General features: G+C 55.3%; 25 protein-coding genes and 1 tRNA gene. 10 read left to right on the plus strand and 16 right to left on the minus strand.

Annotated elements, in window-relative coordinates; all coding sequences use genetic code 11:
- Positions 1-29: 29 nt before the first annotated feature.
- A tRNA-His gene (locus tag ACR0DX_RS03405) sits at positions 30-106 on the plus strand.
- Positions 107-438: 332 nt separating this feature from the next.
- Positions 439-1578 carry a hypothetical protein gene (locus ACR0DX_RS03410; RefSeq protein WP_480845163.1) on the plus strand — a complete coding sequence of 380 codons (1140 nt, stop codon included), beginning with the start codon at positions 439-441 and terminating at the stop codon, positions 1576-1578.
- A 13-nt stretch (positions 1579-1591) separates the two neighbouring features.
- Here ACR0DX_RS03410 and ACR0DX_RS03415 read toward each other — a convergent pair whose 3' ends face one another.
- Positions 1592-2320 (minus strand): class I SAM-dependent methyltransferase, encoded by a 729-nt coding sequence (locus ACR0DX_RS03415; RefSeq protein ID WP_480845165.1) that lies wholly within the window; start codon positions 2318-2320, stop codon positions 1592-1594.
- Positions 2321-2347: 27 nt separating this feature from the next.
- On the opposite strand from ACR0DX_RS03415, the gene ACR0DX_RS03420 reads away from it, so the two are divergent.
- Both ACR0DX_RS03420 and ACR0DX_RS03425 read left to right on the plus strand, forming a co-directional pair.
- Positions 2348-3280, plus strand: coding sequence for an HTH domain-containing protein (locus ACR0DX_RS03420; protein WP_480845167.1), 933 nt, complete (start codon positions 2348-2350; stop codon positions 3278-3280).
- Positions 3267-4859 carry a hypothetical protein gene (locus ACR0DX_RS03425; RefSeq protein WP_480845169.1) on the plus strand — a complete coding sequence of 531 codons (1593 nt, stop codon included), beginning with the start codon at positions 3267-3269 and terminating at the stop codon, positions 4857-4859. Before ACR0DX_RS03420 ends, ACR0DX_RS03425 begins: the two co-directional genes overlap by 14 nt.
- A 364-nt stretch (positions 4860-5223) precedes the next feature.
- Here ACR0DX_RS03425 and ACR0DX_RS03430 read toward each other — a convergent pair whose 3' ends face one another.
- The 10 genes from ACR0DX_RS03430 to secG all read right to left on the minus strand — a co-directional run bounded on the left by ACR0DX_RS03430 (position 5224) and on the right by secG (position 13456).
- Complete coding sequence (locus ACR0DX_RS03430; protein WP_170352756.1) at positions 5224-6030, minus strand: ABC transporter permease subunit; 807 nt, start codon at positions 6028-6030, stop codon at positions 5224-5226.
- Positions 6027-6914 (minus strand): ABC transporter permease subunit, encoded by an 888-nt coding sequence (locus ACR0DX_RS03435; RefSeq protein WP_170353142.1) that lies wholly within the window; start codon positions 6912-6914, stop codon positions 6027-6029. The genes ACR0DX_RS03430 and ACR0DX_RS03435 overlap by 4 nt, the downstream gene beginning before the upstream one ends.
- A 72-nt stretch (positions 6915-6986) precedes the next feature.
- Positions 6987-7700: a transporter substrate-binding domain-containing protein gene (locus tag ACR0DX_RS03440; RefSeq protein WP_170352757.1), complete on the minus strand. Its 714-nt coding sequence runs from the start codon at positions 7698-7700 to the stop codon at positions 6987-6989.
- Between the two features lie 32 nt (positions 7701-7732).
- A complete protein-coding gene (locus tag ACR0DX_RS03445) occupies positions 7733-8509 on the minus strand; it encodes an ABC transporter ATP-binding protein (protein ID WP_170352758.1) in 777 nt (258 codons plus the stop codon).
- 125 nt (positions 8510-8634) lie between these two features.
- Positions 8635-9387 carry a phosphate/phosphite/phosphonate ABC transporter substrate-binding protein gene (locus tag ACR0DX_RS03450; RefSeq protein WP_480845172.1) on the minus strand — a complete coding sequence of 251 codons (753 nt, stop codon included), beginning with the start codon at positions 9385-9387 and terminating at the stop codon, positions 8635-8637.
- Positions 9384-9821 carry a tellurite resistance TerB family protein gene (locus tag ACR0DX_RS03455; RefSeq protein ID WP_170352759.1) on the minus strand — a complete coding sequence of 146 codons (438 nt, stop codon included), beginning with the start codon at positions 9819-9821 and terminating at the stop codon, positions 9384-9386. Before ACR0DX_RS03455 ends, ACR0DX_RS03450 begins: the two co-directional genes overlap by 4 nt.
- Positions 9822-9841: 20 nt before the next feature.
- A complete protein-coding gene (locus tag ACR0DX_RS03460) occupies positions 9842-10291 on the minus strand; it encodes a tellurite resistance TerB family protein (protein WP_170352760.1) in 450 nt (149 codons plus the stop codon).
- A gap of 123 nt (positions 10292-10414) precedes the next feature.
- The gene (locus tag ACR0DX_RS03465) at positions 10415-11191 is read right to left on the minus strand and encodes an isocitrate lyase/PEP mutase family protein (protein ID WP_170352761.1); all 777 of its coding nucleotides are present in this window, start codon (positions 11189-11191) and stop codon (positions 10415-10417) included.
- A 94-nt stretch (positions 11192-11285) separates the two neighbouring features.
- On the minus strand, positions 11286-12929 hold the full coding sequence (locus tag ACR0DX_RS03470) for a CTP synthase (protein ID WP_170352762.1): 1644 nt from the start codon (positions 12927-12929) through the stop codon (positions 11286-11288).
- A gap of 161 nt (positions 12930-13090) precedes the next feature.
- Positions 13091-13456, minus strand: a complete 366-nt coding sequence (secG, locus tag ACR0DX_RS03475) for a preprotein translocase subunit SecG (protein WP_170353144.1) — start codon at positions 13454-13456, stop codon at positions 13091-13093.
- A 150-nt stretch (positions 13457-13606) separates the two neighbouring features.
- Here secG and nthA point away from each other — a divergent pair, with 150 nt between their 5' ends.
- From nthA to ACR0DX_RS03500, 5 genes are all read left to right on the plus strand, one after another.
- A complete protein-coding gene (gene nthA / locus ACR0DX_RS03480; RefSeq protein WP_170352763.1) occupies positions 13607-14221 on the plus strand; it encodes a nitrile hydratase subunit alpha in 615 nt (204 codons plus the stop codon).
- On the plus strand, positions 14218-14895 hold the full coding sequence (gene nthB / locus ACR0DX_RS03485; RefSeq protein ID WP_170352764.1) for a nitrile hydratase subunit beta: 678 nt from the start codon (positions 14218-14220) through the stop codon (positions 14893-14895). The genes nthA and nthB overlap by 4 nt, the downstream gene beginning before the upstream one ends.
- Positions 14892-15230, plus strand: coding sequence for a nitrile hydratase accessory protein (locus tag ACR0DX_RS03490; protein WP_170352765.1), 339 nt, complete (start codon positions 14892-14894; stop codon positions 15228-15230). Before nthB ends, ACR0DX_RS03490 begins: the two co-directional genes overlap by 4 nt.
- A gap of 213 nt (positions 15231-15443) precedes the next feature.
- Positions 15444-16739 (plus strand): adenylosuccinate synthase, encoded by a 1296-nt coding sequence (locus tag ACR0DX_RS03495; protein WP_170724198.1) that lies wholly within the window; start codon positions 15444-15446, stop codon positions 16737-16739.
- Positions 16739-16981, plus strand: coding sequence for a DUF2842 domain-containing protein (locus tag ACR0DX_RS03500; RefSeq protein ID WP_170352767.1), 243 nt, complete (start codon positions 16739-16741; stop codon positions 16979-16981). The genes ACR0DX_RS03495 and ACR0DX_RS03500 overlap by 1 nt, the downstream gene beginning before the upstream one ends.
- A gap of 7 nt (positions 16982-16988) precedes the next feature.
- On the opposite strand, the gene ACR0DX_RS03505 is transcribed toward ACR0DX_RS03500, so the two are convergent.
- Positions 16989-17552 carry a GNAT family N-acetyltransferase gene (locus ACR0DX_RS03505; RefSeq protein ID WP_170527366.1) on the minus strand — a complete coding sequence of 188 codons (564 nt, stop codon included), beginning with the start codon at positions 17550-17552 and terminating at the stop codon, positions 16989-16991.
- A gap of 185 nt (positions 17553-17737) precedes the next feature.
- On the minus strand, positions 17738-19435 hold the full coding sequence (locus ACR0DX_RS03510; RefSeq protein ID WP_170352769.1) for a hypothetical protein: 1698 nt from the start codon (positions 19433-19435) through the stop codon (positions 17738-17740).
- Between the two features lie 123 nt (positions 19436-19558).
- Between ACR0DX_RS03510 and ACR0DX_RS03515 the strand changes: the two genes are divergently transcribed.
- Positions 19559-20266 (plus strand): thiamine diphosphokinase, encoded by a 708-nt coding sequence (locus ACR0DX_RS03515; RefSeq protein WP_170352770.1) that lies wholly within the window; start codon positions 19559-19561, stop codon positions 20264-20266.
- Here the strand turns inward: ACR0DX_RS03515 and ACR0DX_RS03520 are convergent.
- Genes ACR0DX_RS03520 through ACR0DX_RS03530 form a run of 3 tightly spaced genes read right to left on the minus strand, consistent with a single transcriptional unit; the run spans position 20211 to position 23247 of the window.
- A complete protein-coding gene (locus ACR0DX_RS03520) occupies positions 20211-21125 on the minus strand; it encodes a DMT family transporter (RefSeq protein WP_480845178.1) in 915 nt (304 codons plus the stop codon). The genes ACR0DX_RS03515 and ACR0DX_RS03520 overlap by 56 nt on opposite strands.
- Positions 21126-21170: 45 nt before the next feature.
- Positions 21171-22544, minus strand: a complete 1374-nt coding sequence (locus ACR0DX_RS03525; RefSeq protein WP_170352772.1) for an L-serine ammonia-lyase — start codon at positions 22542-22544, stop codon at positions 21171-21173.
- Between the two features lies 1 nt (position 22545).
- On the minus strand, positions 22546-23247 hold the full coding sequence (locus ACR0DX_RS03530) for a glutathione S-transferase family protein (protein ID WP_170352773.1): 702 nt from the start codon (positions 23245-23247) through the stop codon (positions 22546-22548).
- Positions 23248-23364 lie beyond the last annotated feature (117 nt).

The following is a 23364-nucleotide window of genomic DNA, read 5'->3' on the forward strand; positions in this document are numbered from 1 at the left end:
GCGCGTTCGGTAAATCGCCCCTCACGAGTGCCGCCTTAGCTCAGTTGGTTAGAGCGCTGGATTGTGGATCCAGAGGTCTCTGGTTCGAACCCAGAAGGCGGTACCAAGCTTCAAGCATAAAATCGGCAGAAAAAACCCAATAAAAACAAGGGTTTGAAAATTGTCATTTTCCCTCACATCGGAAAAATGGTGAGGGAAAATAGCATGAACGGGACAGGAACGCTTACAGAACTGAGGGAAAACTGAGGGAAAATACATCCGATTGGGGTTTCGTCGCGGCGAAATGTAAGTAACTCTTTCCTTGTTAACATGCATCTTTTTGATTTTTAGTAAGAATTAATTGCGCGGTTGTTCCGGCTCAACGTAACGCGAAAGAAATTAGGGAATCGGAGAGAGCTCTCGCAGCAAATTTTAGGGCGTTCTGGATTAAACAAGTTGTTGACTATCGATGATCCGAAGAAGTGGAGTGAAAGTTCTAATCGGGGGCAGCAAAAACGCCTTACGGTAATCGAACTTTATGAACAAGTTTGGCGACGTCCAATCATTCACATAGCACGTGAGATTGGAGTATCTAATACCGCGCTGTCTAACTGTTGTAGGCGGCACAATATTCCTACACCACCTCCGGGGCATTGGACCAAGGTGGAGCTTGGGAAGCCATATAGCGTGCCTCCTTTGAACTTGAGTTCCGAGCAGCAATTGCAGTTAGTGTCGCTGCCTGATCCATCAATGATGGAAGAAGACGCGCTCTGCACTAAACGGGAGCGTTATGAGACGGCTCGGCTGATTGCTTCGCCAAAATTTGAAAGCGACTTGAAGAAGCTGCACCCGGTTGTAATGCGATGGGTGCAAGGCCTGACCGAAACAACTAGGTCAAGCTTGATACGGGAACAAGAAGATGTCTTGAGCGAATATGATCGATTTAGGCTCATTGTAACCAGTGCTTTCATACATTCCGTCGAGGCCGTTGGCGCAATGGTCACCAAGGCAAGCCCGGATGGGAGGTTGCATCTCAAGGTTGGCGAGGCGAATGTAATTGTAGGCATTCGACAGAAAATGTCGGAGGCTCCAAACAAAAGGATCGACCGTGAGGAGTGGACAGCTTGGCCTGAACACCACGGATACTGGCTTTATCCGACGAACAACCTTAAGTTTTCTCTCAAAGGAAGTTGCGTTAGAAACTTAGAATTCTCCTTCAACCGCAAAGAAGTGCAATCTGGCGGATTAAAACGTTTTGTTGCATGCGTATTGGCGACAGAGAAATCAATGGCGCGGATTCAGCGACGCCGCCTTGAACGCGAGAGTGTGGAAGCGCGTTCCAAGAAAGAGCTTCAAGAATTAGAGCTGCAAAAGTCTAAAGACCTCGCGCGATGGACTAAGTTCGAAACGCTTGCCGATCAGTGGGTGCAAAGCAATAAGTTAAGTTCTTTCTTGGCAGCGCTTAGAGAGGAGGCGCGGCAATCAAAAGCTCCCGAAGTAGAAGGAGAAACATTTGAAAAGTGGTTATTGTGGGCTGAAGAAAAAATAGAAGAAAGCAATCCGGTCAACCAATTGAGCGAAGTTTTCAAGCTTCCTTGACAGGCTAGTAGTGTCAATCGCAAGTCAGTGGTTTCATACAATGAACCAAGAGCACGGCTGGTGAACTTCTGTTTTCTGCAGATCTTTCAGTGAAAGATTCGTTCTGGGGAACCGGTTCGTCAACTTCGACAATCTTAAAGCCGGCTGAAACTACGGCTGAAACAATGTCTGATACAGTGCGATGATAGTATTGTACTTCGTGCCCCAGCCAAGTGTAGCTCCTGAGTCCGACGTCGTAGTAGCCTGACACTGTCCAAGAAGGCTCGATTTCGGCTGCCTGATCTCCAATTGGGTTGGCTGTGCGAATTGGGTGCCTTTGGGAAAAAACGAAGGTACCACCGGGCTCAAGCCACTCGAACACTCTGCGGACAACGGCTTCGATGTCCGACACTAAGTGCATAGCCATGCCTGATACCACCATAGCCGGTTTTTTCTCTGGTACGTAGGCCTCGAAAGATGAACGTACAAAATTGACGTTTTCTGCTGCGACTTCGGCGACAGCCATTTCAATCATTATGGGTGATTGATCGATAGCGACAATCTCTCCGCAATGCTCAAGTATGGAAGCTGTTAGAGCTCCAGTGCCGCAACCCAATTCGACAAGATACTGAGGAGCTTTTCTTCGAACCCTCTCGACAATTGCGGGTTCATCTATGCAGTTGTTCACGCTATCCTCTTCGCAACGTCTTCGGACAAAGCGTTTCACGAAACCCTTGTTGCAGAAGGGATCCTCTTTTGTCATTTACTACACATGCCTCGCAATACATTCATGGCTGACTCCTACTTAGCAATCGCCGAAAAGACCATCCGGCACTCAGGCCGACCGCTTCATCCAAAGGAAATGTTGGAAATTGCTGCGGAGCAGGGCTTAGTTCCAGATCATTTGCACGGAAAAACTCAATACAAGACACTTGCGGCTCGGCTTAGCACAGAAATAAGAGAACGTTCTGCTAAATCGCCTTTTTTTAGAACTGGTGCAAACCAATTCTTCTTACGCGAGTTGAGAACGAACGAACATACCGTTTACAACGCGCGACCGAGAGTAAAGTCGCTGCACCATGAGCACGTTCTAACGGTGCCCGATAGGTTTCTTGAAGCCTCCAATGTGAACGGTCTGTTCGAAGGAATCGATGACCTGATTTCCTCTGCCAACCGAGAAGATGCATTTAAGCATGTAGTTAGAAAGGAAGCTGAGCGCCGCTACGACATCAAGCAGCTAATCTCTTATGCGATCGTATTCCGAGGCGGGCGAGTTCTGACGTATAGGCGGGGGACATTCAACAACGCCGCTGACGAACTACAGGGTAAGAGAAGTATCGGTTTTGGTGGTCATATTTCTTTTGATGACTCGACATTGTTTGATGTTCCTGGACACGGAATATTCGAAAATGCAAAGCGTGAACTCTGTGAAGAACTAGTGTTCGACAGCACCGAACAGGAACATCTTGATCGGCCTAGCAGCTTCCAGTTGCTGTGTGGAATAAACACATATGAGACTGTCGAGGCAAAGAAGCACATCGCTGTCGTGATAGTTTATTTTTGTTCTGAGCTCTTCGTTCCCACTAAGAACGAACTTTCAATAAATGATTTGCGTTGGACCGACCTTTCCGAACCGGAAAATGACATGGAGTCGTTCGAGCCGTGGTCACAAACAATTTTGTCAGCAATTTATTCAGGCGAGCTAAGAATTGATAACCCCTGAAAATAGCGAATACTTCGAACATCCGATTTTTCTCCATATCCTCAATAGAGAGCTTCACGACGCCATAGGAAAAACTGTGGATGTAGAGGAAATCGTGACTGCTATCAGAATGTTCTCCGTGGTTTCGTCGCAAACGATTTTTTGCAACGTCTCTCAGATTCACGAAGTTCTGTACGATCAACCAGCAGCTCTGTCTGAGATAACTGAACTGTCGGCGATAGGGCGTTTTGTAGCTCACTCCGACTACGGTTCATTTGATGAGTTTAGAGAAAGTCGGGCTGAGAAGTTTGCTCATTCCGCACTTCTTCATCCCGGTTTTTTTCTGAGGCCTATTCCGGAACTAAAGAAGCTTCAACACGGCTCCATGGGTGAAGATGTATCCACTACCAGCCACATCGAAGAAAGCCTTCGAGCGTGGCTAGAGGGAGAGAAAAATAGCTCGCTTTCAAAGAGCCTTTCACAAAACGACTCCCGAGTTTTGCGAGAAAATGAGGCTTGGATCGATAGAACCTTAAATACTCGTAGTCAAAAGGCGCTCACATTCGATGTGTTTGATCAGGCTTCTCGTGGCCCAGTATCCAAAATGTCCGAAGGAGCTGTACGCCGCGCACTGACTGAAATCTACATTGATAGTTATGAGGGGTCATATGACGCTCGCTGCCTTTGGGGTTTTAGAGGCAAAAATCACTTTGAAAGAACAAAGCTATTGGCCGGTTACAATTTTCCCTTTGCTTCCATCGTACTCGATCAAGTTGGGATTACCGAGGACCTAAGAAAATCGAGAAACTTTGGAAGAATGAAAAGGGTCACTTCTGACAAAAGCCCTGCTTCAGCTTACTTTCGTCAGGGGTATGCTGAACTAGCCTCGGCTATTGATAGCCATATAGAGGACCCTTACTCTTGGCGGCATTGCAACGCAAAATTAACGGCTGTCACTCAGCGCTTGCTATCCACCGGCATCTTGCGACCAGATCGTTCTTCTTATTCTTACCTTGATAACCTCCAGCGAGGGGGTGAAGTCTTAAATAAAGCCGCGCGTGAAATAGCTGTGCCGATTGAGGTAGGTTCCTACAAGTTGGGCAAAGCGAAAAATTCTGGCAACGAAAACACGAATTCTAGCTCGGAAATAGTGACAAAAACACAAACCGGTATTTTGGAAAAAAAACAAAAGTCCTTTTTTGCTCAAGCATTAAGCAGTTTTGTGGTGTTGGTAGTCTTAAGCGCAGCGTTGGTTGGCTTTGTCGCTTATTTTGGTTCCACACAATACTTGGGTCTGACTACGAAAAACTCGCTTCTTATTTCGTTAGTTTCAGCTTTAGTTGGAGGTGGCGTTGCTTACTGGTTCCATCCAGATAATTTTTACCGCCGCCATGCTTTGCTGGGTCTTAGTGTCTCGGCTATTGGCGGTTGGACCTATAACTTCAGGTTCGAAGGTTCTGTGCCGTTTGCCGATGGTGACCTTGAAATTGGAAACCTACCATCCACGGCAATGATGGTAGGGGGATTAGCGTATTCTGGCTTGTGTATAGTCGTAGATGCTTTCTCAAGACGAAACGCGGCAAGAGAAAGTGAAAAATAGCACTTAAGCTCTGTCTTTGGCACAACCATCTCGCTCGGCTCACTGTCGGAATTTGTTGGGCACGGATTCTGTTGTCTAGCTGGGCTCGGCCATCTGAACACTGGTATCTGAAAGTTAAGGAATATGTTCGTGGCGAGTACAATGGGCCAATGCATGGAAAGATATGATAAGTCTTTTAGAGTGCTGATGAAGTGGTTTTAAGTAGCTGAAACATAATGATAAAATGCTCGGGGGTCGGCGATTGTGGATCCAGAGGTCCCCTGTTCAAGCCAGGGAGGCGGTACCATTTCCTCGAAAAACGCGAAAAAAGAAACGCACAGGCCAGAGCTGTGCGCGTGTTGTGTTGCGAAAAGGTGCGCCGGGATCAGCGCACCAGATTCAGCCTCAGTTTCATTTTACTGCGTTTGGCAACCGGCAGATGCCGGTTCAGACGCTTGTTGACCATTCCAAATCCCCAGATCACGGCCAGAGTCAGCAAGATGAAATAAAAGGCCAGAATCGGGTAGGGAACAAACGGATTGAAAGTCTTGTCCGCGAAATATCCCGCGTAATACAGAGCGTCCCCGCGCTGCTGCCAGACCGGGAAGGCCGAGAAGAAGACCAGCGTGGTTGCGTGGAACAGAAAAATCGCCTCGTTGGTGTAGGCAGGCCAGGCCAGCCGCAGCATGGTGGGCCAGATGATGCGGCGGAACCGTGGCCAGCCGGTCATGCCATAGGCGTCTGCGGCTTCGATATCGCCCTTGGGGATCGAACGCAGCGCGCCATAGAAGATCTCGCCCGAATAGGCTGCCGTGTTGAAGAACAGCACGATCAGCGCGCCCAACCAAGCGGATGTCAGGGCATCAAGGAAGGGAAAACTCTGTTTGAGCGAGAGGAAGAAGAAATAGGCAAAGAAAAACTGGATAAACAGTGGCGAGCCTCGGAACAGGAAGATGAACCATTCCGAAGGTTTGCGCAGCCATTTCTTTGTCGACGCTTTTCCCATGGCCAGTGCAGTGGCCAGAAAGAACCCGGTGATCAGCGCCATGATGCCGAAATAGATATTCCAGATCATGCCCGAGCCGATCAGGGTGAAATGTTCGCATAGCGTGAAACCATCGCGTGGCAGCAACCGCTCACCAATCCCGATCGAACGCAGGCCGTAATCCTGAATAGTCTGAAGACAACTCATGCCGTCGTCTCCTTACGCAGCAACTCTCCGCCTGAGGTGGCCTGACCGTGCGACAGTCGGCGCATCAGGCGTTCCAGGCCAATCTCGGACACACGGGTCATTCCAAGGTAAAACACCAGCAGAGCAAGGAAGTACCACATACGCCAGTCACCATGGGGGTATTGGGTGAATTTCGGGTTCTTGATCGCGCCCAGCTCACGTGCCCAGTACACGATATCTTCGATGCCCAGCAGGAACAGAAGCGGCGTGGCCTTTATCAACACCATCCAAAGGTTGGATAAGCCGGGCAGGGCATAGACCCACATCTGAGGAACCAGAACGCGCCAAAAGGTCTGGCGATTTGTCATGCCATAAGCAGCGGCCGTCTCTAGTTGTGCATGGGGAACCGCGCGCATACCGCCATACAAGACGTTTGCTGCAAAGGCACCAAAAACGATCGAAAAGGTAATAACGGCCAGAAAGAACCCATAGGTTTCGTGGACCCATTCAGGGGATGTGCCCAGCGGCAATTTCGCAGCCTGACAGACGATAAAATCATTGCCTTGCCTAACCGGGTCCGTCCATTCGGGGCACAGAACTTTGTGTCGCGTCCATTCGAACGCCTGATCCAAAGCGATTACGAAGAACATGAAAAAGGCTATGTCAGGGACACCGCGCACGACGGCGATGTAGCCTTTGCCAAGCCATGCCAGCGGCAAAAAATGAGATCGGGCCGCCATCGCCCCAAGAAAGCCAAACCCCAATGCCACAGGCGCGGTGATTGCCAGCAGCAGCAGAACCTTGAAGAAGGACAGGTAGAACAGCCAATGGACACCGTTGGTCAAGTAACAGGAGAACCAACGGACCGTGCCGAGCGTTTCGGGATCAGTGCAGAACGAGAAAATGGCGGGCCTCTTTGACTTGCAAGGGCTCAGATGCGGCGCGCCCTGTGATCGGGCGCTCCGCTGAGGTTTGGATTAGAAGGTCGAAGACACTTCCCATTTGGTGATAAGCGCGTTCAAGCTGCCGTCATCCTTCATGGATTGGATCGCCGTGTTGAACTTTTCTTTCAGCTCACCGTCGGATTCGCGGATGCCCATACCGACACCGCCACCCAGCGGCACTTCGTCACCAACGAATACCATGCCCGAGCCGTCTTCGGTGAAGGGCGCCAGGAAGGATTTATCCGCCAGGACTGCATCCGCCTCACCGTTCTGAACGGCTGCGATTGTTTCTTCGGGGCTGGCGAATTCGACCAGAGTCGCGCCGGAATCGGCGACATAGCCCGCCTGAATGGTGCCGGTCTGCGCAGCGATCACACCACCGGCAAGATCAACGCCATCGGACATCGCAACATAAGCAGACGGATCCGGCGGCGTGTAGTTTTGGGTGAAGTCGATGACTTCGTCACGTTCGTCGGTGATCGACATACCGGCGATGATGGCATCGTAGTTGCCCGACACCAGGTTCGGGATGATCGAATCCCAATCGTTCTTGACCCATTCACATTCCAGGTTAGCGCGTTTGCACAGCTCGTCGCCCAGCTCACGCTCAAACCCGTCGATTTCGCCAGCATCGTTGACGAAGTTCCACGGAGCATAGGCGCCTTCCGTGCCAAGACGGACGGTGTCCGCCATTGCCATACCAGCGCCGAGCGCCAGGGCTGCTGTGGTCAGAATCAGTTTTTTCATTGGTTACTCCCCAGTTTGGTCCTGTCCGTTTATTAGGCCGCCTGTGTGGCGGATAGAAAGCCCTGAAGCCTCTTGGATTCAGGGGTGGTGAAGATGTCCTCCGGCAGACCTTCTTCTTCGATGAGGCCCTGATGCAGAAAGACGACATGGCTTGAGATATCAGCCGCCATCTTCATGTCGTGGGTCACAATGATCATAGTACGCCCTTCGGCGGCCAGATCCTTGATCACCTTAATTACTTCTTGCTCCAACTCGGGATCCAGCGCCGATGTCGGTTCGTCAAACAACAGGGCTTCAGGCTCCATGCATAGTCCGCGTGCGATAGCAGCGCGCTGTTGTTGGCCGCCAGAAAGCTGGGCCGGGTAGACATCGCACTTGTCGCCAATGCCCACTTTTTCCAGATACTTGCGGGCGCTGTCCTCAACCTCGGCCTTGTCACGCCCCAAAACGGTAACAGGGGCTTCCATCACGTTTTGCAGAATGGTCATGTGAGACCACAGGTTGAACTGCTGGAAAACCATCGACAGGTTCGTGCGGATACGCAGAACCTGCTTAGGGTCTGCGGGTCGGCGGTGATGGCCGCTACCTGTCCAGCGCACGGGTTCGCCCTTGAACAAAATCTCGCCCTGCTGACTGTCTTCCAACAGGTTGCAGCAGCGCAGCAAGGTTGACTTCCCGGACCCAGACGAGCCGATCAGCGATACGACGTCGCCCCGTCTTGCCGTAATATCCACCCCTTTCAGCACCTCAAGATTGCCGAAACTCTTGTGTAGGTTTTTGATCTCGATGACCGGAGTGGAATCTGTCACGGGCGACCTGAGTGTTGTTGGTGTTGGTGCGGTACTAGGGCTTAAATTTCAGCTCAATGCAATGCGCAAATGACACGATTGGGGGGCGAAACCGTCAAATTGACCAGACGTTCTGGTCAAATCGGTCAGGGAATAAGCTGCTTGACCATGTTCGGAGAGGGGTTTGGAATAGCAAGATAGTCTTGCGCAGGTATGGTGATCAGGTCCAGCAGATGCAGAGCATTGCGGTCGCGGGGCGGCAGAGCGTTGATTGCGTGTCGGACAGCTTTGGCGACAGCGGTCGCGTCCTGTGTGCCCGAGGTGACATAGGGCAAGGCAGGGGTAGGTTCTGTCGCGTCGACATCGCGCAGTTCCGTTCCCAGTTTTGTATGTTCTTTCAGCATCAACCACGTGAGCGCATCCAGTGCCGCAAAATCGGCTTCGCCTTCGGCCACAGCGCGGGCCGACATGGCGTGAGATCCGGTTTCCAGACCGGATAGAGGACACAATCCCATTTTTTCAAGATGAACCAAGGGGCCTGCCCAACCGGACTGAGACGTCGTCTCGTTATAGGCAAAGGTACCTCGGGAAAGGTCAGCAAGCCCGCGTGAATCCCGTGCGCGTGCCACAAATACCGATCGATAATGACCCGGTGGACAGCCAGACAGACCATAATCGGGCGTACCAACCAACTGAACGTGACCATATAGCCGCGTGCGAAAAGGCATACCGCAGGCCTGCGCGAACAACAAGTCAGGGTTTAGCCAGATATCCCAGGGTTCCGCATCGCGTGTAAGTTCAACCGGGCCGTAACCCAAAGCTGAGCGAATCAACGACCAGTAGCGGTCGTTTGCCGGCCGCAGGCTGGGCAAGTCGTACATGCCCAGCGCAGCGATCACGACTTGGCGGCCTTCTGTCGGGCCAGTGCTGAGTCTACGTCACTGACGCCCAAAAGACTTACCACGAGCCGTAAGAGCGAATCTTCTTCACCTGTCCGGTGTCCATCTGCCAAAGCAACCGACCACAGGGCCTGAACGACCGCGAGCCGGTCATCATAGGCAACGGCTTCTTTAATGGCACGTGTAAAACGCACAGTGTCCGGTGCCTCGGCTTCAAGATCTTCAGCGCGGGCGCGCAAACCGGCGGCCTCGAAAGGGGACAGGCCATAGCGTTCCATGGATATCCGGTCGATGCGGGACATCTCGCTATCGGCATAGTCATTGTCAGAACGTGCGATCCGCACCAAAAGGGCCGTAAGCGCCAGGCGCGCATCATGATCGGGCAGCGGATCGGGCTGCGGGTTTGTCAGGCGGGACAGAAAATCACTAAACATGCGCCAGATATAAAGCGCCGTCAGGTCTCTTCCAAGCGTCTTTGCACGCGGCCACGGGCGGCTTGGCTGTCATTATAGCTTAGACCCATCGCAATCCGGGCCTCTTCAACGATTTTCATTTCGCCTTCGTCCGAACTGCCATCCGCCAAAACGACTTCCCATAGTGCGTCCAAGGCGGCGAGACGTTCATGCAGATCGGTGGTCTCACGGATCAGCTTGCCGAATGTGTCCGTCTCAGGGGCGGCGGCGTGCAGTTTCTCGCAGGTTGCGCGAACTTTGGCGGCCTCGATCGCGTTGTGCTGATACAGCCGCGCCAGAATGCGGTCGATCAGGCTGATTTCTTCCAGCTTATAGTCCCTATCCGCCTGCGCCACGCGCACCATCAGCGCCCCTAGCGCAAGCTCTGCATCAGGGTCAGGCAAATTGTCGTGTTGTGGCGGTCGGAACGCCTGAAAAAACTTTTTCAACATATCGCGAGGTTATTCCATATTTGGTAGCCCGCCAAGCACGGACTACCTGTCATAGCCATCCGTGATCATCAAACCACCATTGACGATCACAATACGCGAAAAAGCGCCAACAAAACTCGGTTTTCAGCCGCCTTGCTGTAATGCCGCGCTTGCTTGTTCCTGCAACCAGCGCAGCATTTGGCGATAGGGCACGGGGCCATAGCTGATACGTGCCACACCAAGCGAGGCCAGAGTCGCCGTATCAGGCGTTCCGGGCAATGCGATAATGTTCACCGGCAGTTCGGTCGATTCGCAAAGTCGGGCGATCAATCCTTCGTCCTTAAGACCCGGCGCGAAGAACCCGCTTGCCCCTGCATCTGCAAAGGCACTGGCCCTTGCAATGGCTTCATCCAACATCGCATTGTCATGCTCTTCTGGCTTGGCCTTCAAAAACAAATCTGTTCGGGCGTTGATAAAAGCCGGAACGCCCGCCACGTCGCTTCCTTCACGCATCGCAGCCATCCTCGCGGCCTGGGTTTCTATGTCATAGAGGTCATTGGTTCCAACAATTTGATCTTCGAAGTTAAAGCCGACGACCCCTGTCTCCAATGCACGTTGGACGTTGGCCGCAATTGCTACAGGGCTTTCGGCGTAGGCACCTTCGAAGTCCAAGGTCACAGGCAAATCGACAGCTGAGACGATGCGACTAACATTGTCCAGCGCAAAGTCCATCGGAATATTCTGACCATCGCCGAACCCTTGAGCCATTGCGACCGGTGCGCTGCCTGTCGCAATTGCCTTGGCACCGGCATCGCGCACGGCACCGGCGCTACCCGCGTCCCAGATATTGTAAAGGATCACCGGTGTGCCTTTTTGGTGCAGGGCAGCGAAACGTTCCGCTTGTTTGATCTGATCGGTCATGGCCGGTCTCCTGTCTCGTGTTCCACGGACAGTTAACCCTGTAAACAGGTGTTTCGAACAGAAAAATCCGAAACACCCGTCACGTTAAGGTGACTTAGACCAAGCGCGAAGTGTCCTTGGCGGCGCGGACAAAATCGCGAAACAAAGGGTGCGGATCAAACGGTTTTGACTTGAGCTCGGGGTGGTACTGAACGCCGATGAACCATGGGTGATCGGACCATTCGACAATCTCTGGCAGACGACCATCGGGCGACATGCCCGAGAAGTTCAAGCCCGCTTTTTCAAGTTGTTCGCGATATTTGATGTCGACCTCATAGCGGTGACGGTGGCGCTCCTCGATATTTGTGCCGCCGTAGACTTCTGCTACCTTCGACCCCTCGGCCAGCACCGCATCATAAGCGCCCAGACGCATGGTGCCGCCCTTGTCGTCACCCACTTTGCGTTCGACCTTGTGGTTGCCCTGCACCCATTCTTTCAGGTGATAGACAACTGGCTCAAAACGCTTTTTCCCGGCCTCATGGTCGAATTCCTCGGACCCGGCCTCGGTGATGCCCGCAGCGTTGCGGGCGGCTTCGATTACGGCCATCTGCATTCCCAGACAGATACCCAGATAGGGGACTTTATGCTCGCGGGCATATTGCGCCGCCTTGATCTTGCCCTCGGTTCCACGCTCGCCGAAACCACCGGGCACAAGGATCGCGTGGAAGCCCTCAAGATGCGGGGCGGCGTCTTCAGTATCGAAGACCTCGGCATCGACCCATTCGACCTTGACCTTGACGCGGTTGGCCATGCCGCCGTGGGTTAGCGCCTCGGCGATCGACTTATAGGCGTCTTCCAACTGGGTGTATTTGCCGACGATGGCGACTTTGACCTCGCCCTCGGCGTTGTGGATGCGGTCGCTGACATCTTCCCACTTCGCCAGATCGGGCTTGGGGGCAGGGCTGATCTGGAACGCATCAAGAACCGCCTGATCCAGACCTTCGCGGTGATAGGCCAGCGGCGCGTCATAAATGGTCGACAGATCCTGCGCCGCGATCACGCTGTCCGGGCGGACGTTACAGAACAGCGCCAGCTTTTCACGTTCTTTCTTCGGAATCGGGCCTTCCGAGCGGCAGACCAGAATATCCGGTGCCAGACCGATGGACCGCAGTTCCTTCACCGAGTGCTGGGTCGGTTTGGTTTTCAACTCGCCCGAGGCCTTGATGTAGGGCAGCAGCGTCAGGTGCATGAACATGCACTGACCGCGCGGCTTGTCCTGACTGAACTGACGGATGGCCTCAAAGAAGGGCAGGCCCTCGATATCGCCCACGGTGCCGCCGATTTCGCACAGCATGAAATCGACCTCATCCTCGCCAATGGCAATGAAATCCTTGATCTCATTGGTGACATGCGGGATCACCTGAATGGTCTTGCCTAGGTAGTCTCCGCGGCGTTCTTTCTCGAGCACATTCGAATAAATCCGACCCGAGCTGACCGAGTCGGTCTTGCGAGCAGCAACACCTGTGAAGCGTTCATAGTGGCCAAGGTCCAGATCGGTCTCGGCCCCGTCATCGGTGACGAACACTTCGCCATGTTCAAACGGCGACATCGTGCCGGGATCGACGTTCAGATAAGGGTCCAGCTTACGCAGGCGAACCGAGTAGCCCCGCGCCTGCAACAAAGCGCCCAAAGCCGCCGAAGCCAGCCCCTTGCCCAAGGACGAAACCACACCACCAGTGATGAAAATAAAACGCGCCATGTTGTTCGGCTAGCTCCCGTGAGACGTCAAAATCAGCTGCCCGACGGTTTACGAAAAACCGCTGCATCACGGGACTTCACACATAAAGGATTCGCGCCCAAAGCGCAAGAGAACCGCAAGATGCTGTTGCAGTTCTCTTTCAGATTTCTAGGTTTTGTGGATCAGTTCGCTTGCGGGATCAGCGGCGCGTTGTCGCCCTGCGCTGGAGGCAACAGATCATCCGCCGACGGAACCGCCGGTGTGCTTTCCTCGACCGGGGCAGGTGCCGGAACGCCCAGACGGTCGATGACCGAGCTGCCCGAGGATTTTTGCGCGGCGAGAATGGTCAGCGTGATCGAGGTGACGATAAAACACGCTGCCAGAATCCATGTGACCTTGCCCAACGCAGTCGCTGCTGCGCGGCCGGTCATGGCGCCGCCACCGCCGCCACCCATACCCAGGCCACCGCCTTCGGACCGCTGCATCAGAACAACGGCGATCAGGCCCAGAGCCAGAAGAAGATGGATGATGAGAACGACGTTTTCCATGGTGGTCCTGTACAGCGTGGCGTGTATCGCGTGGTACTTATGCAAGTTTGGTTCCGGGGGCAAGTCAGGACTTTGCATCACACCCCATGATGTGTCCTATCACAGCAAAGGGACTGGACAGATCGGCGAAAGCTGGCGCACCCTGCCGCCATGCCTCATGACGATCACGACCACCCGCACGCCCTTTTGCCACCCGAACCCGCTCTGCGCGTCAAGGCGCTGGAGACGATTCTGACCCGCAAAGGGTTGATCGATCCGGCGGCGCTGGATGAGATCATTGATACCTACCAGAATAAGATTGGCCCTCAGAACGGGGCACGGGTTGTTGCAAAGGCTTGGCTGGACCCGGATTTCAAACGTGCTTTGATTGAAGACGCCACGCCCGTTGTCGCCGATCTTGGGTTCTATGGCCGTCAGGGCGAGCATATCGTGGTGGTCGAAAACACGCCCGAACAGCACAATATGGTCGTTTGCACGCTTTGCAGTTGCTACCCTTGGCCGCTGCTGGGAATCCCTCCGGGCTGGTACAAGTCTGACGCTTACCGTGCCCGCGCTGTGCGCGAACCGCGTAAGGTGTTGGCCGAGTTTGGCGTTACCCTGTCGGTTGAGACAGCCGTGCGGGTCTGGGATTCGACGGCCGAGATTCGCTATTTGGTCTTACCCATGCGCCCCAGCGGCACCGAGGGGCTGGACGAAGATGCCCTAACCGCGCTTGTGACTCGCGACAGTATGATCGGGACAGGCTTGCCCAGGGTACTAGCATGACCCGCGTACATGACATGGGGGGCCGCTTTGGAGATGGTCCGATCAACCCCGAGCCTAACGACGCCCCGGTCTTTGCCGAGAATTGGCACGGCCGCGCGCTGGCGGTGACGCTGGCCGCCGGGTTTCTGGGGCAGTGGAACATCGATACATCGCGGCACGCCCGAGAGAGATTGTCGCCCAAGGATTATGCTCGGTTCTCCTACTATGAAAAGTGGATCTCCGGCCTTACCGATTTGCTGGTGGAAAAGGGCGTTCTGACTCGCGAGGATTTCTCAGAGGCGGGCTCAGACGATCCGCACCCCCTGGCCGCACGGATGCTGAAGGCTGAGGCGGTGGCTACCGCGCTTGCCAAGGGCGGTCCGGCAGATCGCCCGTCGGACGTGCCGGTCGCGTTCGAGATCGGGCAACAGGTGCGCACGGCCCATCCTGCGGCCAATCGCAAGGTCGATGGCGGGCACACGCGCCTGCCGATTTACGCCTCTGGCGCAACAGGGCGCATTCTGCGTCTGCATGGCACCCATGTTCTGCCGGATTCCAGCGCGCATGGTTTGGGCGAAGCGCCGGAACCTCTCTATGCGGTGGTTTTCTCGGCGTCAGAATTGTGGGCGGACCCGGATAACCCAAGGGATGAGGTCGTACTGGACCTGTGGCAAAGCTATCTGGAGCCGGCATGACCAATTGCCCAAACCTCAGCGCCCCTGAGCCTGTCTTCTCTGACCCTTGGCACGCACAGGTTTTTGCCGTGACCGTAGCCCTGAACGAGGCCGGGCGATTCGACTGGCCCGATTGGGCGAGTATGTTCTCACGCACCCTCAGACAACACGGTCTTGACCGACAGCTTGACGGGGGCGATGACTATTTCAACGCGTGGCTGGAGACGCTTGAGAACTTGCTTGACGAACAGGGTGCGGCTGCATCTGATGAGATATCGAACCTGCAGTCAGCGTGGGAAGAGGCGTATCTGACAACGCCGCACGGGCAACCTGTGCATTTACGGCAAAGCGGGTAGGGGGCTCTGCCCACGCCGCCCGTTCCGGGCGACTCCCCCGAGGTATTTGGGGCCAGATGAAGCAGGGGATCCGCTCTTCATCTGGCTAAAAATACCTCCGCCGGAGGCAGCGCGCGCAGCGCGGTTCAAAACTGCGGCGAATTATCGGTTTCCCTGCCGCGTTCTCCTCGCTATACGAGCGAGGTTTGATAATTCAGCGCAAAAGGACCGGGTATGGCCAATGTGGTTGTTGTCGGCGCCCAGTGGGGTGACGAAGGAAAAGGCAAGATCGTCGACTGGCTAAGCGAGCGGGCAGACGTGATCGCGCGTTTTCAGGGCGGGCACAATGCCGGGCATACCCTGGTCATCGAAGGCGAAGTCTATAAGCTGCACGCACTACCATCGGGCGTTGTGCGGGGCGGCAAGCTGAGCGTGATCGGTAATGGCGTGGTGCTGGACCCGTGGCATCTGCTCAAGGAAATTGGCACCATTCGCGCGCAAGGTGTCGAGATTTCGCCCGACACTCTGATGATTGCCGAAAATACTCCGCTGATCCTGCCGATTCATGGCGAGCTGGACCGGGCGCGCGAAGAAGCCGCCAGCAAAGGTACCAAGATCGGCACCACCGGCCGTGGTATCGGCCCAGCTTATGAAGACAAAGTGGGTCGCCGCTCTGTCCGTGTTGCTGATCTGGCCGATGAGGCGACGCTGGAGGCCCGAGTAGATCGTGCGCTACAGCATCATGATCCGTTGCGCAAAGGACTGGGTATCGAACCTGTGGACCGTGACGCGCTGATTGCGCAGTTGAAAGAGATCGCGGCGGAAATCCTGCCCTTTGCGGCTCCGGTCTGGAAAGTGCTGAATGAAAAGCGCAAAGCCGGTAAGCGCATTCTGTTCGAAGGTGCGCAGGGAGCCCTGCTGGATATCGACTTTGGCACCTATCCGTTTGTGACCTCTTCCAACGTGATTGCAGGGCAGGCCGCCACGGGTGTTGGTATCGGCCCGGGTTCGATCGACTTTGTTCTGGGCATCGTGAAGGCCTATACAACCCGCGTGGGCGAGGGTCCGTTCCCGACCGAGTTGGACGACGCAGATGGGCGGCGTCTGGGTGAGCGTGGACATGAGTTCGGCACCACCACCGGACGTAAGCGCCGGTGCGGCTGGTTTGACGCCTGTCTGGTCCGCCAGACCTGCGCGACCAGCGGTGTGAACGGCATCTCGCTGACCAAGCTGGATGTTCTGGACGGGTTCGAGACGCTGAAAATCTGCGTCGGCTACGATCTGGATGGCGAACGTCTGGACTATCTACCCACCGCCGCGGATCAGCAGGCACGCTGCACACCGATTTACGAAGAAATGCCGGGTTGGAGCGAATCCACCGAAGGCGCGCGCAGCTGGGCCGACCTGCCGGCCAACGCAATCAAATATGTGCGTCGGGTCGAAGAACTGATCGAATGCCCGGTTGCCCTTTTGTCCACCAGCCCGGAGCGGGATGACACCATTCTGGTGACCGACCCGTTTGCCGACTGATGAGCGATAACGAGAAAACCGGCCTTAGCTATAAAGCCCGGCGGCGGTGGTCGCTGGTGCTTTTGCTGGTTGGGCTGCCACTGTACATCGTCGCAGTTGTGACTGTGGTCAACTGGTTGGACCGCCCACCGATTTGGCTGGAATTCCTGATCTACGTGGTGCTCGGTATTCTTTGGGCGTTGCCATTCAAATTCGTATTTAAGGGCGTCGGAAAAGAGGATCCGGATAATCCGTCTGAATAGGGCGGTTCTAACGGCCGCCCCTGACCTCAATTCTGGGCCAGGTCAGGATGGCCCGAGCGAGTGCATGGTATTCGCCCGAGATTTCTTCGACCAGGCTGAAAGGCGTGGGCCATGGGGGGGTCAGGGTCGCCTCGACCTGACCCGTGACCAGTTTCAGATCGGCTTTGTGTTTAGACGCCAAGCGGCGCATTCTTTGGTTGGTCGCCAAACACATCATGTGAACTTCGCGAAACCCGCGATTTCGGGCGGCGGCAATGATCCGGGATAAAAGCGCGTCGCCGATGCCTCGGTCCTGCCAGGCGGTTTCTACGGTAAAGGCTAGCTCAGCCACCTGATTTTGGCGGTTTGGTACTGTTCGCAATTCCCCAACGCCGCGCAAACAGGAGTCGGGAAACGCACCGTACACCAAAGCACCGTCATCAAAGATCCGGCTTAGGTAAGCGTCCAGGAAGGTGCGGCTAACCGGAGCACCAAATCGCGATGCGAGTGCATCGGTGTCCAGGCTGTTGAAATGGCTTGTAACTTTCGGCGTATCGTAAATTCTTAGTCGTCGAATTGGTAGTTCATACATGGCTTAGCCTCTGCTTGAACAGTGTCTATAGGACTAGTTTCTACAGTTTCGATACTATCATTTTTCTGCACTGCAGCATAGCTGACGTTTCGTCATTCCCGCATTAATCCGCCGAGGATTGGAAAAGGCATAAAAAAGAGGCCCGAGAAAACTCGGACCTCTTTCATCTTCGTGTTTACTGGCCGTCAGCCCGCAGCGCGCTCGTCATCATCGGGTCGGAACCCGATCTGAGTAGAGGCCGCGAACCGACCGCCCCCGGCTTTTTCGATTTTGCCGTCGCGCAAAAGCTGCCCAAACGAGCGTAGGCTCTCTTCTCGATTGAACTCATCCTGCTTCAATGAGCGGATTTTGTTCATAAGCTGCGGACGCGAGAATTGTTCCTGACCTTCGACAAAGGACAAGTAGGACGCTGCGGCCTCTAGAAGGTCCGGCAGGGATTGGGCACCCTGTTCCTGAGCATAAAGAGCAAATCCGCCTTCTTCGGTCGCGTTGTCTTGTTCCTGCGCTCGGACGCGGCGTGGGGTTACAGGGTCGTCAGATGATGCTTGTGTATCAACGCGCTGTTCAGCGACCAGTTTCAGTGGGGCCAGTGCCTCGGGCTGCGGACGTGTGCTTGTTACCTCAACCTCAGGGCGGCGGGGGCTGATGGACGAGGTCATATCCCGGTACTCGTCCTCATCGGCGTCCGCCAGAGTCCTTTCAGGAGCCTTGCCACTGCGTTCGGCTTCAGTCGCCGCGACGGCAGCGCGCAAATGCGAATAGGTCTCGCGCTGGTCGCTGGCTGCGGGGTCGTCCATTTGGACGTCGGCTTTGTCCATCAACCGCGACACGTCCTGGTCCATGCCGGATACGTCCGCGCCAGAGTCTGCAGCGCGCCGTGCCAGGAACTCTTCAACGTTCGAAATTTCGCTCAGCAGGTCTTCTTCGTCGTTTGCCGTCAGGAAACCTTCGGGAAGTACCTCTTCGTCTTCATCCTCATCCTCGGTCGCGGCCTCGTCATCCATGGCGTAATCGCTGAGGATGTTCACGATTTCTTCGTCTTCCTCAGGCGCATTGTCTTGAGAGGACGGTTCGTCCTGAAGATCAGTTTGTTCGAATCCGGCGGCTAGTTCGGTCTCTTCTTGTGCCTCCAGCGGTTCCTGCGCTACGGGCGGTTCGTTCACCCTCGCGGGTTCATCCATCGCAGGTTTCTGGTCTGGTTCCGCATGGTCTCCGAAGGCCGGTTCTTGTTGGAAAGCGGTGGGGTCTTCCTGTTTGGGTTCCTCCAGGGCTTCCTCGAAATCGGCACCTTGAAAATCAGGAGCTTCAGTCTCAAGAGTCGGGGTGCCTTGAGCCTCTTCTTCGAAATCCGAAGAGCTTAGGGTTCCAGCCGCAAACGCGGCCGCGACAGCGTCGCTGGGGCCGGCATCGGCATTCATCAGCGACGTTTCTTCGTCCTCGGCGTAGATGACTGTGTTTTCGTCGGTATGAGAAACCACGGCCCGAATGCGCTGAAGCTTGGCGGCAATACTGTCTGCTGCGAGTGGCTCTGCATTTGATGACGGGTCAGTTTCGGGCACAGTTGGTTCTTGCGCCCGTGCCGTGGGCGTTGGGAGCGGGGCAGAAGCGATGGGTGCGGGCGCGGGCTGATCTGTCGAGCGTAATACAAGCCCGTGATCGTCATGGCTGGCTTCGATCCGCCGCGCGGCATCACGCTGCGCAATACGCGCCAGCATTTCCGCATCCGGCTGAGGGGGCTCCGATCCGAAATAGCGATCTTCCGCAGCCAGATCGCGGAAGTACTCTGCAATCGCCTTCATCGTCTCGAAAGAGTCGTCGAAGCCTTCCAATGTGCATGAGAAGGTGCCGTAGGAAACGGTCAATACCTTGTTATTCTGTACCATCAGACGCACGTCCTTTACAAACTACGAGAGCCAACCCACCCGTCAGAAGGTATAGCTGTTGACCCAGAACTATGCCCATGAACCTATCATTTTGTGGTCTCAATGTGTCCAAATCCGGGAAAAATGATCAATCTAGGAAAAAATATACCGATTGTGCGTACAAACGAGCCAGTTTTGTTGGTCGGCGGTGGACAAATCGGGCCGGAGGATCTGAATCAGACGCTGATTCGCGCCAAATGCGTCGTCGCTGCTGATGGTGGGGCAAATCATTTGATGCGATTTGGACTGGTTCCCGATGCCGTAGTTGGGGATTTTGATTCGCTTGAGGCCGTTGCAGAGGCTCAGATTCCACCAGATCGACTGTTTCGAATTTGTGAACAGGATAGCACGGATTTCGATAAGGCCCTGCGCAGCATAGATACGCCATTGGCGCTGGGCGTCGGCTTTCTGGGAGGGCGACTGGATCATCAGCTAGCGGTGCTTAACACTCTGTCTGTTAGGCAAGATCGGCCTTGTATCTTGATTGGATCGCATGAAGTCGTATTTCATGCGCCGCCTCAGATCTCGCTCAATTTAGGATCGGGCGATGTGGTTTCATTGTTTCCATTTCGGCATGTAACGGGGCGGAGTCAGGGGTTGGAATGGCCCGTAGACGGTTTGCAGTTTGCTCCGAATGGGCAGATTGGGACGTCCAATCGTGCGGTGTCTGATGTGGAGTTGCAGATGGACGGGCCGGGTATGCTTGTGATGCTGCCGCGCGACGCTTTGGATCAGGTCATGCAGGCGTTTCTGTCGGGGCAGACCGGGCGCTGGCCCGCTCTCTTAGAATGACGTAAAGCCCCGAAGCGATCGTTATGGAGATGCCAACGGCGGCGATGCCGTTGGGCAGGTCACGGAAGATAAACCAGCCGAACAGGGTGGCCACCGGTATCTCAAGATATTGCATTGGGGCAAGTGTGGCCGAGGGCGCATAGCGCAGCGACCACGTCATGAACAGATGTGCCACCGTACCCAGCAGTCCAATGGCCCAAAGCAACACATACGTGTTGCCGGTCGGTGCGATCAAAGACAGTTCCCATGCACCCGCGGCGGTTCCGATCAGAAGAAACGGTAACATCATCACTGAGGCCAGTGCGCCCGACACCGCTTGCAGGGAAATCGGATCGGTCTGTTTGGCGATTTGCCGGGTGACCAGCATGAACAAGGCGAAAACAACAGCAACCACAAGCGGTAGCAAAGCCGCATCGCCGACTTGCGCAAAGCTTGGCTGGATGACAAGCAAAGTACCAATGAACCCTACGATACACGCGATCAGGCGGCGCAGGCCCACTTCCTCTCCCAGCACGTATTTACCCAGCAAAAGCATGATGAAAGGCATAACAAAGACAATGGCGACCGCGTCCGCCAAAGGCAGGTATTGCAGAGACGTAAACATCGCGCTGATGCCGATGATGTGCAGAATTGTCCGCACAACCGTCAGCCGCAGCGCGCGGCCTTGCATCTTCCAAGCACGTCCAGTCAACGCAACCAGAGGTGCCAGCGCCAACGCCTGAACGGCAAACCGGACGAAGACCAGCATCGCGACCGGTGTTGTCTCGCCCAGCAGTTTGGCCATCGCGTCGCCTGCGGGGGCGAGGATGCAAAAGCCAAGCATCAGCATGATGCCAAGAACGGGGCGATCGACTGTCATATCGATTACGCTAAGCCGTTTAAACGGCCGATGAAAGCCGAAGTGTCAGCAGTTCGGTACGTTCACAGCAAGACCGCCCAACGAGGTCTCTTTGTATTTCTCGTGCATGTCATGGCCGGTTTGGCGCATGGTCTCGATCACCGCATCCAAGGGCACAAAGTGATGACCATCCCCGCGCAGCGCCAGTGACGCTGCCGAGACGGCCTTGATCGCCCCAAGCCCGTTGCGTTCGATGCACGGCACCTGCACCAATCCTGCAACCGGGTCACAGGTCATGCCCAAATGGTGCTCCAGTGCGATCTCGGCGGCGTTTTCTACCTGTTCGGGCGTTCCGCCCATAACCGCGCACAACCCTGCAGCGGCCATGGCAGACGCACTGCCCACCTCGGCCTGGCATCCGGCTTCAGCCCCAGAAATCGAAGCGTTGAACTTAACCAGCCCTCCGATGGCCGCGGCAGTCAGAAGAAAGTCTTCGATGCGGCTTTCCGAGGCGCCCGGCACGTGGTCCAGGTAATACCGCAATACGGCAGGTAGAACACCGGCAGCGCCGTTGGTTGGGGCGGTGACCACCTGACCTCCGGCGGCGTTTTCCTCATTCACTGCCATGGCGTAAACGCTCATCCAATCGTTGATTGTATGAGGCGCGTTCAGGTTCATGCCGCGTTCGGCCTGCAGCGCATCGTGGATACCCTTGGCCCGGCGACGCACATGAAGACCGCCGGGCAGAATGCCGTCGGTGGTCAGGCCGCGCTCGATGCAGTCATTCATCACTTGCCACAGCCGCGCAGTGCCTTTGGCAAAACTGTCTGCACAGCCGCGCGAGATTTCGTTGGCGCGCTTCATTTCGGCGATGCTCTTGCCGCTGGTCTTGGCCATGTCCAGCATCTCGACCGCCGACTTGAACGGGAAGGGCACAGGAGCACCTTCGTCTGTCGCTTTGCCCTCGGCCAGTTCTTCTTCGGTCAGAACAAAGCCGCCACCGATCGAGTAGAAGACCTGGCGCAGGATGACGTCGCCTTGTGCATCTGTGGCCATAAGGATCATGCCGTTTGCATGGCCCGAAAGGTGATGTTCATAGTCAAAGACCAAGTCAGTCTTGGGATTGAACTCAAGCGTGGGCAGCCCCTCGGGAGAAACGCTGTGCGTCTCATGGATCTCGGCCAGCGCGGCCTCGGCCATGGCGTGGTCGTAGGTATCGGGTACAAATCCAGCGAGGCCCAGAATGGTTGCCCGGTCAGTTGCGTGCCCTACGCCGGTGAACGCCAACGAACCATGCAAAGACCCACGCAGCCCTGTAAATTCGAAGGGCGACGCCCGCATCTGGTCTAGAAACCGCGCAGCGGCGACCATCGGCCCCATTGTGTGCGATGAAGACGGGCCGATGCCCACTTTGAACATATCGAAGACTGACAGGAACATATCAGATAGCAGAGCCTTCCGGAGGGTTAGCGTATGTGGGTGAGGTAAAGGGTGTGACCCCCAACCCCTCGGCCGCGATTGCGGCGCGCGTTGCAGTACGGGTTTCCAAATTCATCAGAATGTGCTGCAGGTGCGGTGTATCTGCCATTTGGTACCAACTGTGATCCGAACCCGTAGGATACAGCGCCATCCATCTCATCATACACGCAATGTAATAGGTCAAAGCAGATGGTTCGTCTGCCCGAAACCACTCGGGCGCGCCTGCGGCCACGGATTCAAGCAGTTTCAGGTGATGGCGCAGGCGTGGGCGGATGCCTTCGCGCAGTGTTTCGGCCTGAACTGCATCAATGTACTTGTCCGCGTAGAACAGAATCCGCATGTCGGCATGCAAGGTGTTCGAAGCGAAGAATAGCCATTTCAGAAACGCGGCGCGGCCCGGATTGTCGGCGGCGGGAGCCATCTGTTTGTGTGTGTCAGTTAACCAAAGCAGAATGGCGGCGGTTTCAAAAACCGGCCCTTGGGGCGTTTCAAGAACAGGGATCAACCCGTTGGGATTAAGCGCAAGATATGCGCTGCTGGCTTGCTGATTTCGGGCGCGGTCAACCAATACGGTATCGTAGGGCAGGCGCATCTCCTCCAGCACCAGCCGGATCACCAGCGAGGCGTTGTCAGGGGCGTAGTGAAGGCGATATCGCGTGTCCATGAAACCTATCTATACCGTACACCAATTCCCGAAAGTCTCGATTGCGACGTTTCCCATAGGAAACGCGTAGTTTGGCATTGGTTCGCCGAGGAATTGGCGGATTCGGTCTCGCAGTTG

This window comes from Ruegeria sp. D3 (assembly GCF_056534465.1).

Bases quoted from the DNA above. Each gene is read 5' to 3' on its own strand.
- ACR0DX_RS03420 (WP_480845167.1), top strand. From the start codon at position 2,348: ATGGCTGACTCCTACTTAGCAATCGCCGAAAAGACCATCCGGCACTCA.
- ACR0DX_RS03430 (WP_170352756.1), bottom strand. From the start codon at position 6,030: ATGAGTTGTCTTCAGACTATTCAGGATTACGGCCTGCGTTCGATCGGG.
- ACR0DX_RS03495 (WP_170724198.1), top strand. From the start codon at position 15,444: ATGGCCAATGTGGTTGTTGTCGGCGCCCAGTGGGGTGACGAAGGAAAA.
- secG (WP_170353144.1), bottom strand. From the start codon at position 13,456: ATGGAAAACGTCGTTCTCATCATCCATCTTCTTCTGGCTCTGGGCCTG.
- ACR0DX_RS03490 (WP_170352765.1), top strand. From the start codon at position 14,892: ATGACCAATTGCCCAAACCTCAGCGCCCCTGAGCCTGTCTTCTCTGAC.
- ACR0DX_RS03455 (WP_170352759.1), bottom strand. From the start codon at position 9,821: ATGTTTAGTGATTTTCTGTCCCGCCTGACAAACCCGCAGCCCGATCCG.
- ACR0DX_RS03500 (WP_170352767.1), top strand. From the start codon at position 16,739: ATGAGCGATAACGAGAAAACCGGCCTTAGCTATAAAGCCCGGCGGCGG.
- nthA (WP_170352763.1), top strand. From the start codon at position 13,607: ATGCCTCATGACGATCACGACCACCCGCACGCCCTTTTGCCACCCGAA.
- ACR0DX_RS03520 (WP_480845178.1), bottom strand. From the start codon at position 21,125: ATGACAGTCGATCGCCCCGTTCTTGGCATCATGCTGATGCTTGGCTTT.
- ACR0DX_RS03515 (WP_170352770.1), top strand. From the start codon at position 19,559: ATGATCAATCTAGGAAAAAATATACCGATTGTGCGTACAAACGAGCCA.
- nthB (WP_170352764.1), top strand. From the start codon at position 14,218: ATGACCCGCGTACATGACATGGGGGGCCGCTTTGGAGATGGTCCGATC.
- ACR0DX_RS03525 (WP_170352772.1), bottom strand. From the start codon at position 22,544: ATGTTCCTGTCAGTCTTCGATATGTTCAAAGTGGGCATCGGCCCGTCT.
- ACR0DX_RS03465 (WP_170352761.1), bottom strand. From the start codon at position 11,191: ATGACCGATCAGATCAAACAAGCGGAACGTTTCGCTGCCCTGCACCAA.
- ACR0DX_RS03510 (WP_170352769.1), bottom strand. From the start codon at position 19,435: ATGGTACAGAATAACAAGGTATTGACCGTTTCCTACGGCACCTTCTCA.
- ACR0DX_RS03470 (WP_170352762.1), bottom strand. From the start codon at position 12,929: ATGGCGCGTTTTATTTTCATCACTGGTGGTGTGGTTTCGTCCTTGGGC.
- ACR0DX_RS03460 (WP_170352760.1), bottom strand. From the start codon at position 10,291: ATGTTGAAAAAGTTTTTTCAGGCGTTCCGACCGCCACAACACGACAAT.
- ACR0DX_RS03505 (WP_170527366.1), bottom strand. From the start codon at position 17,552: ATGTATGAACTACCAATTCGACGACTAAGAATTTACGATACGCCGAAA.
- ACR0DX_RS03440 (WP_170352757.1), bottom strand. From the start codon at position 7,700: ATGAAAAAACTGATTCTGACCACAGCAGCCCTGGCGCTCGGCGCTGGT.
- ACR0DX_RS03530 (WP_170352773.1), bottom strand. From the start codon at position 23,247: ATGGACACGCGATATCGCCTTCACTACGCCCCTGACAACGCCTCGCTG.
- ACR0DX_RS03415 (WP_480845165.1), bottom strand. From the start codon at position 2,320: ATGACAAAAGAGGATCCCTTCTGCAACAAGGGTTTCGTGAAACGCTTT.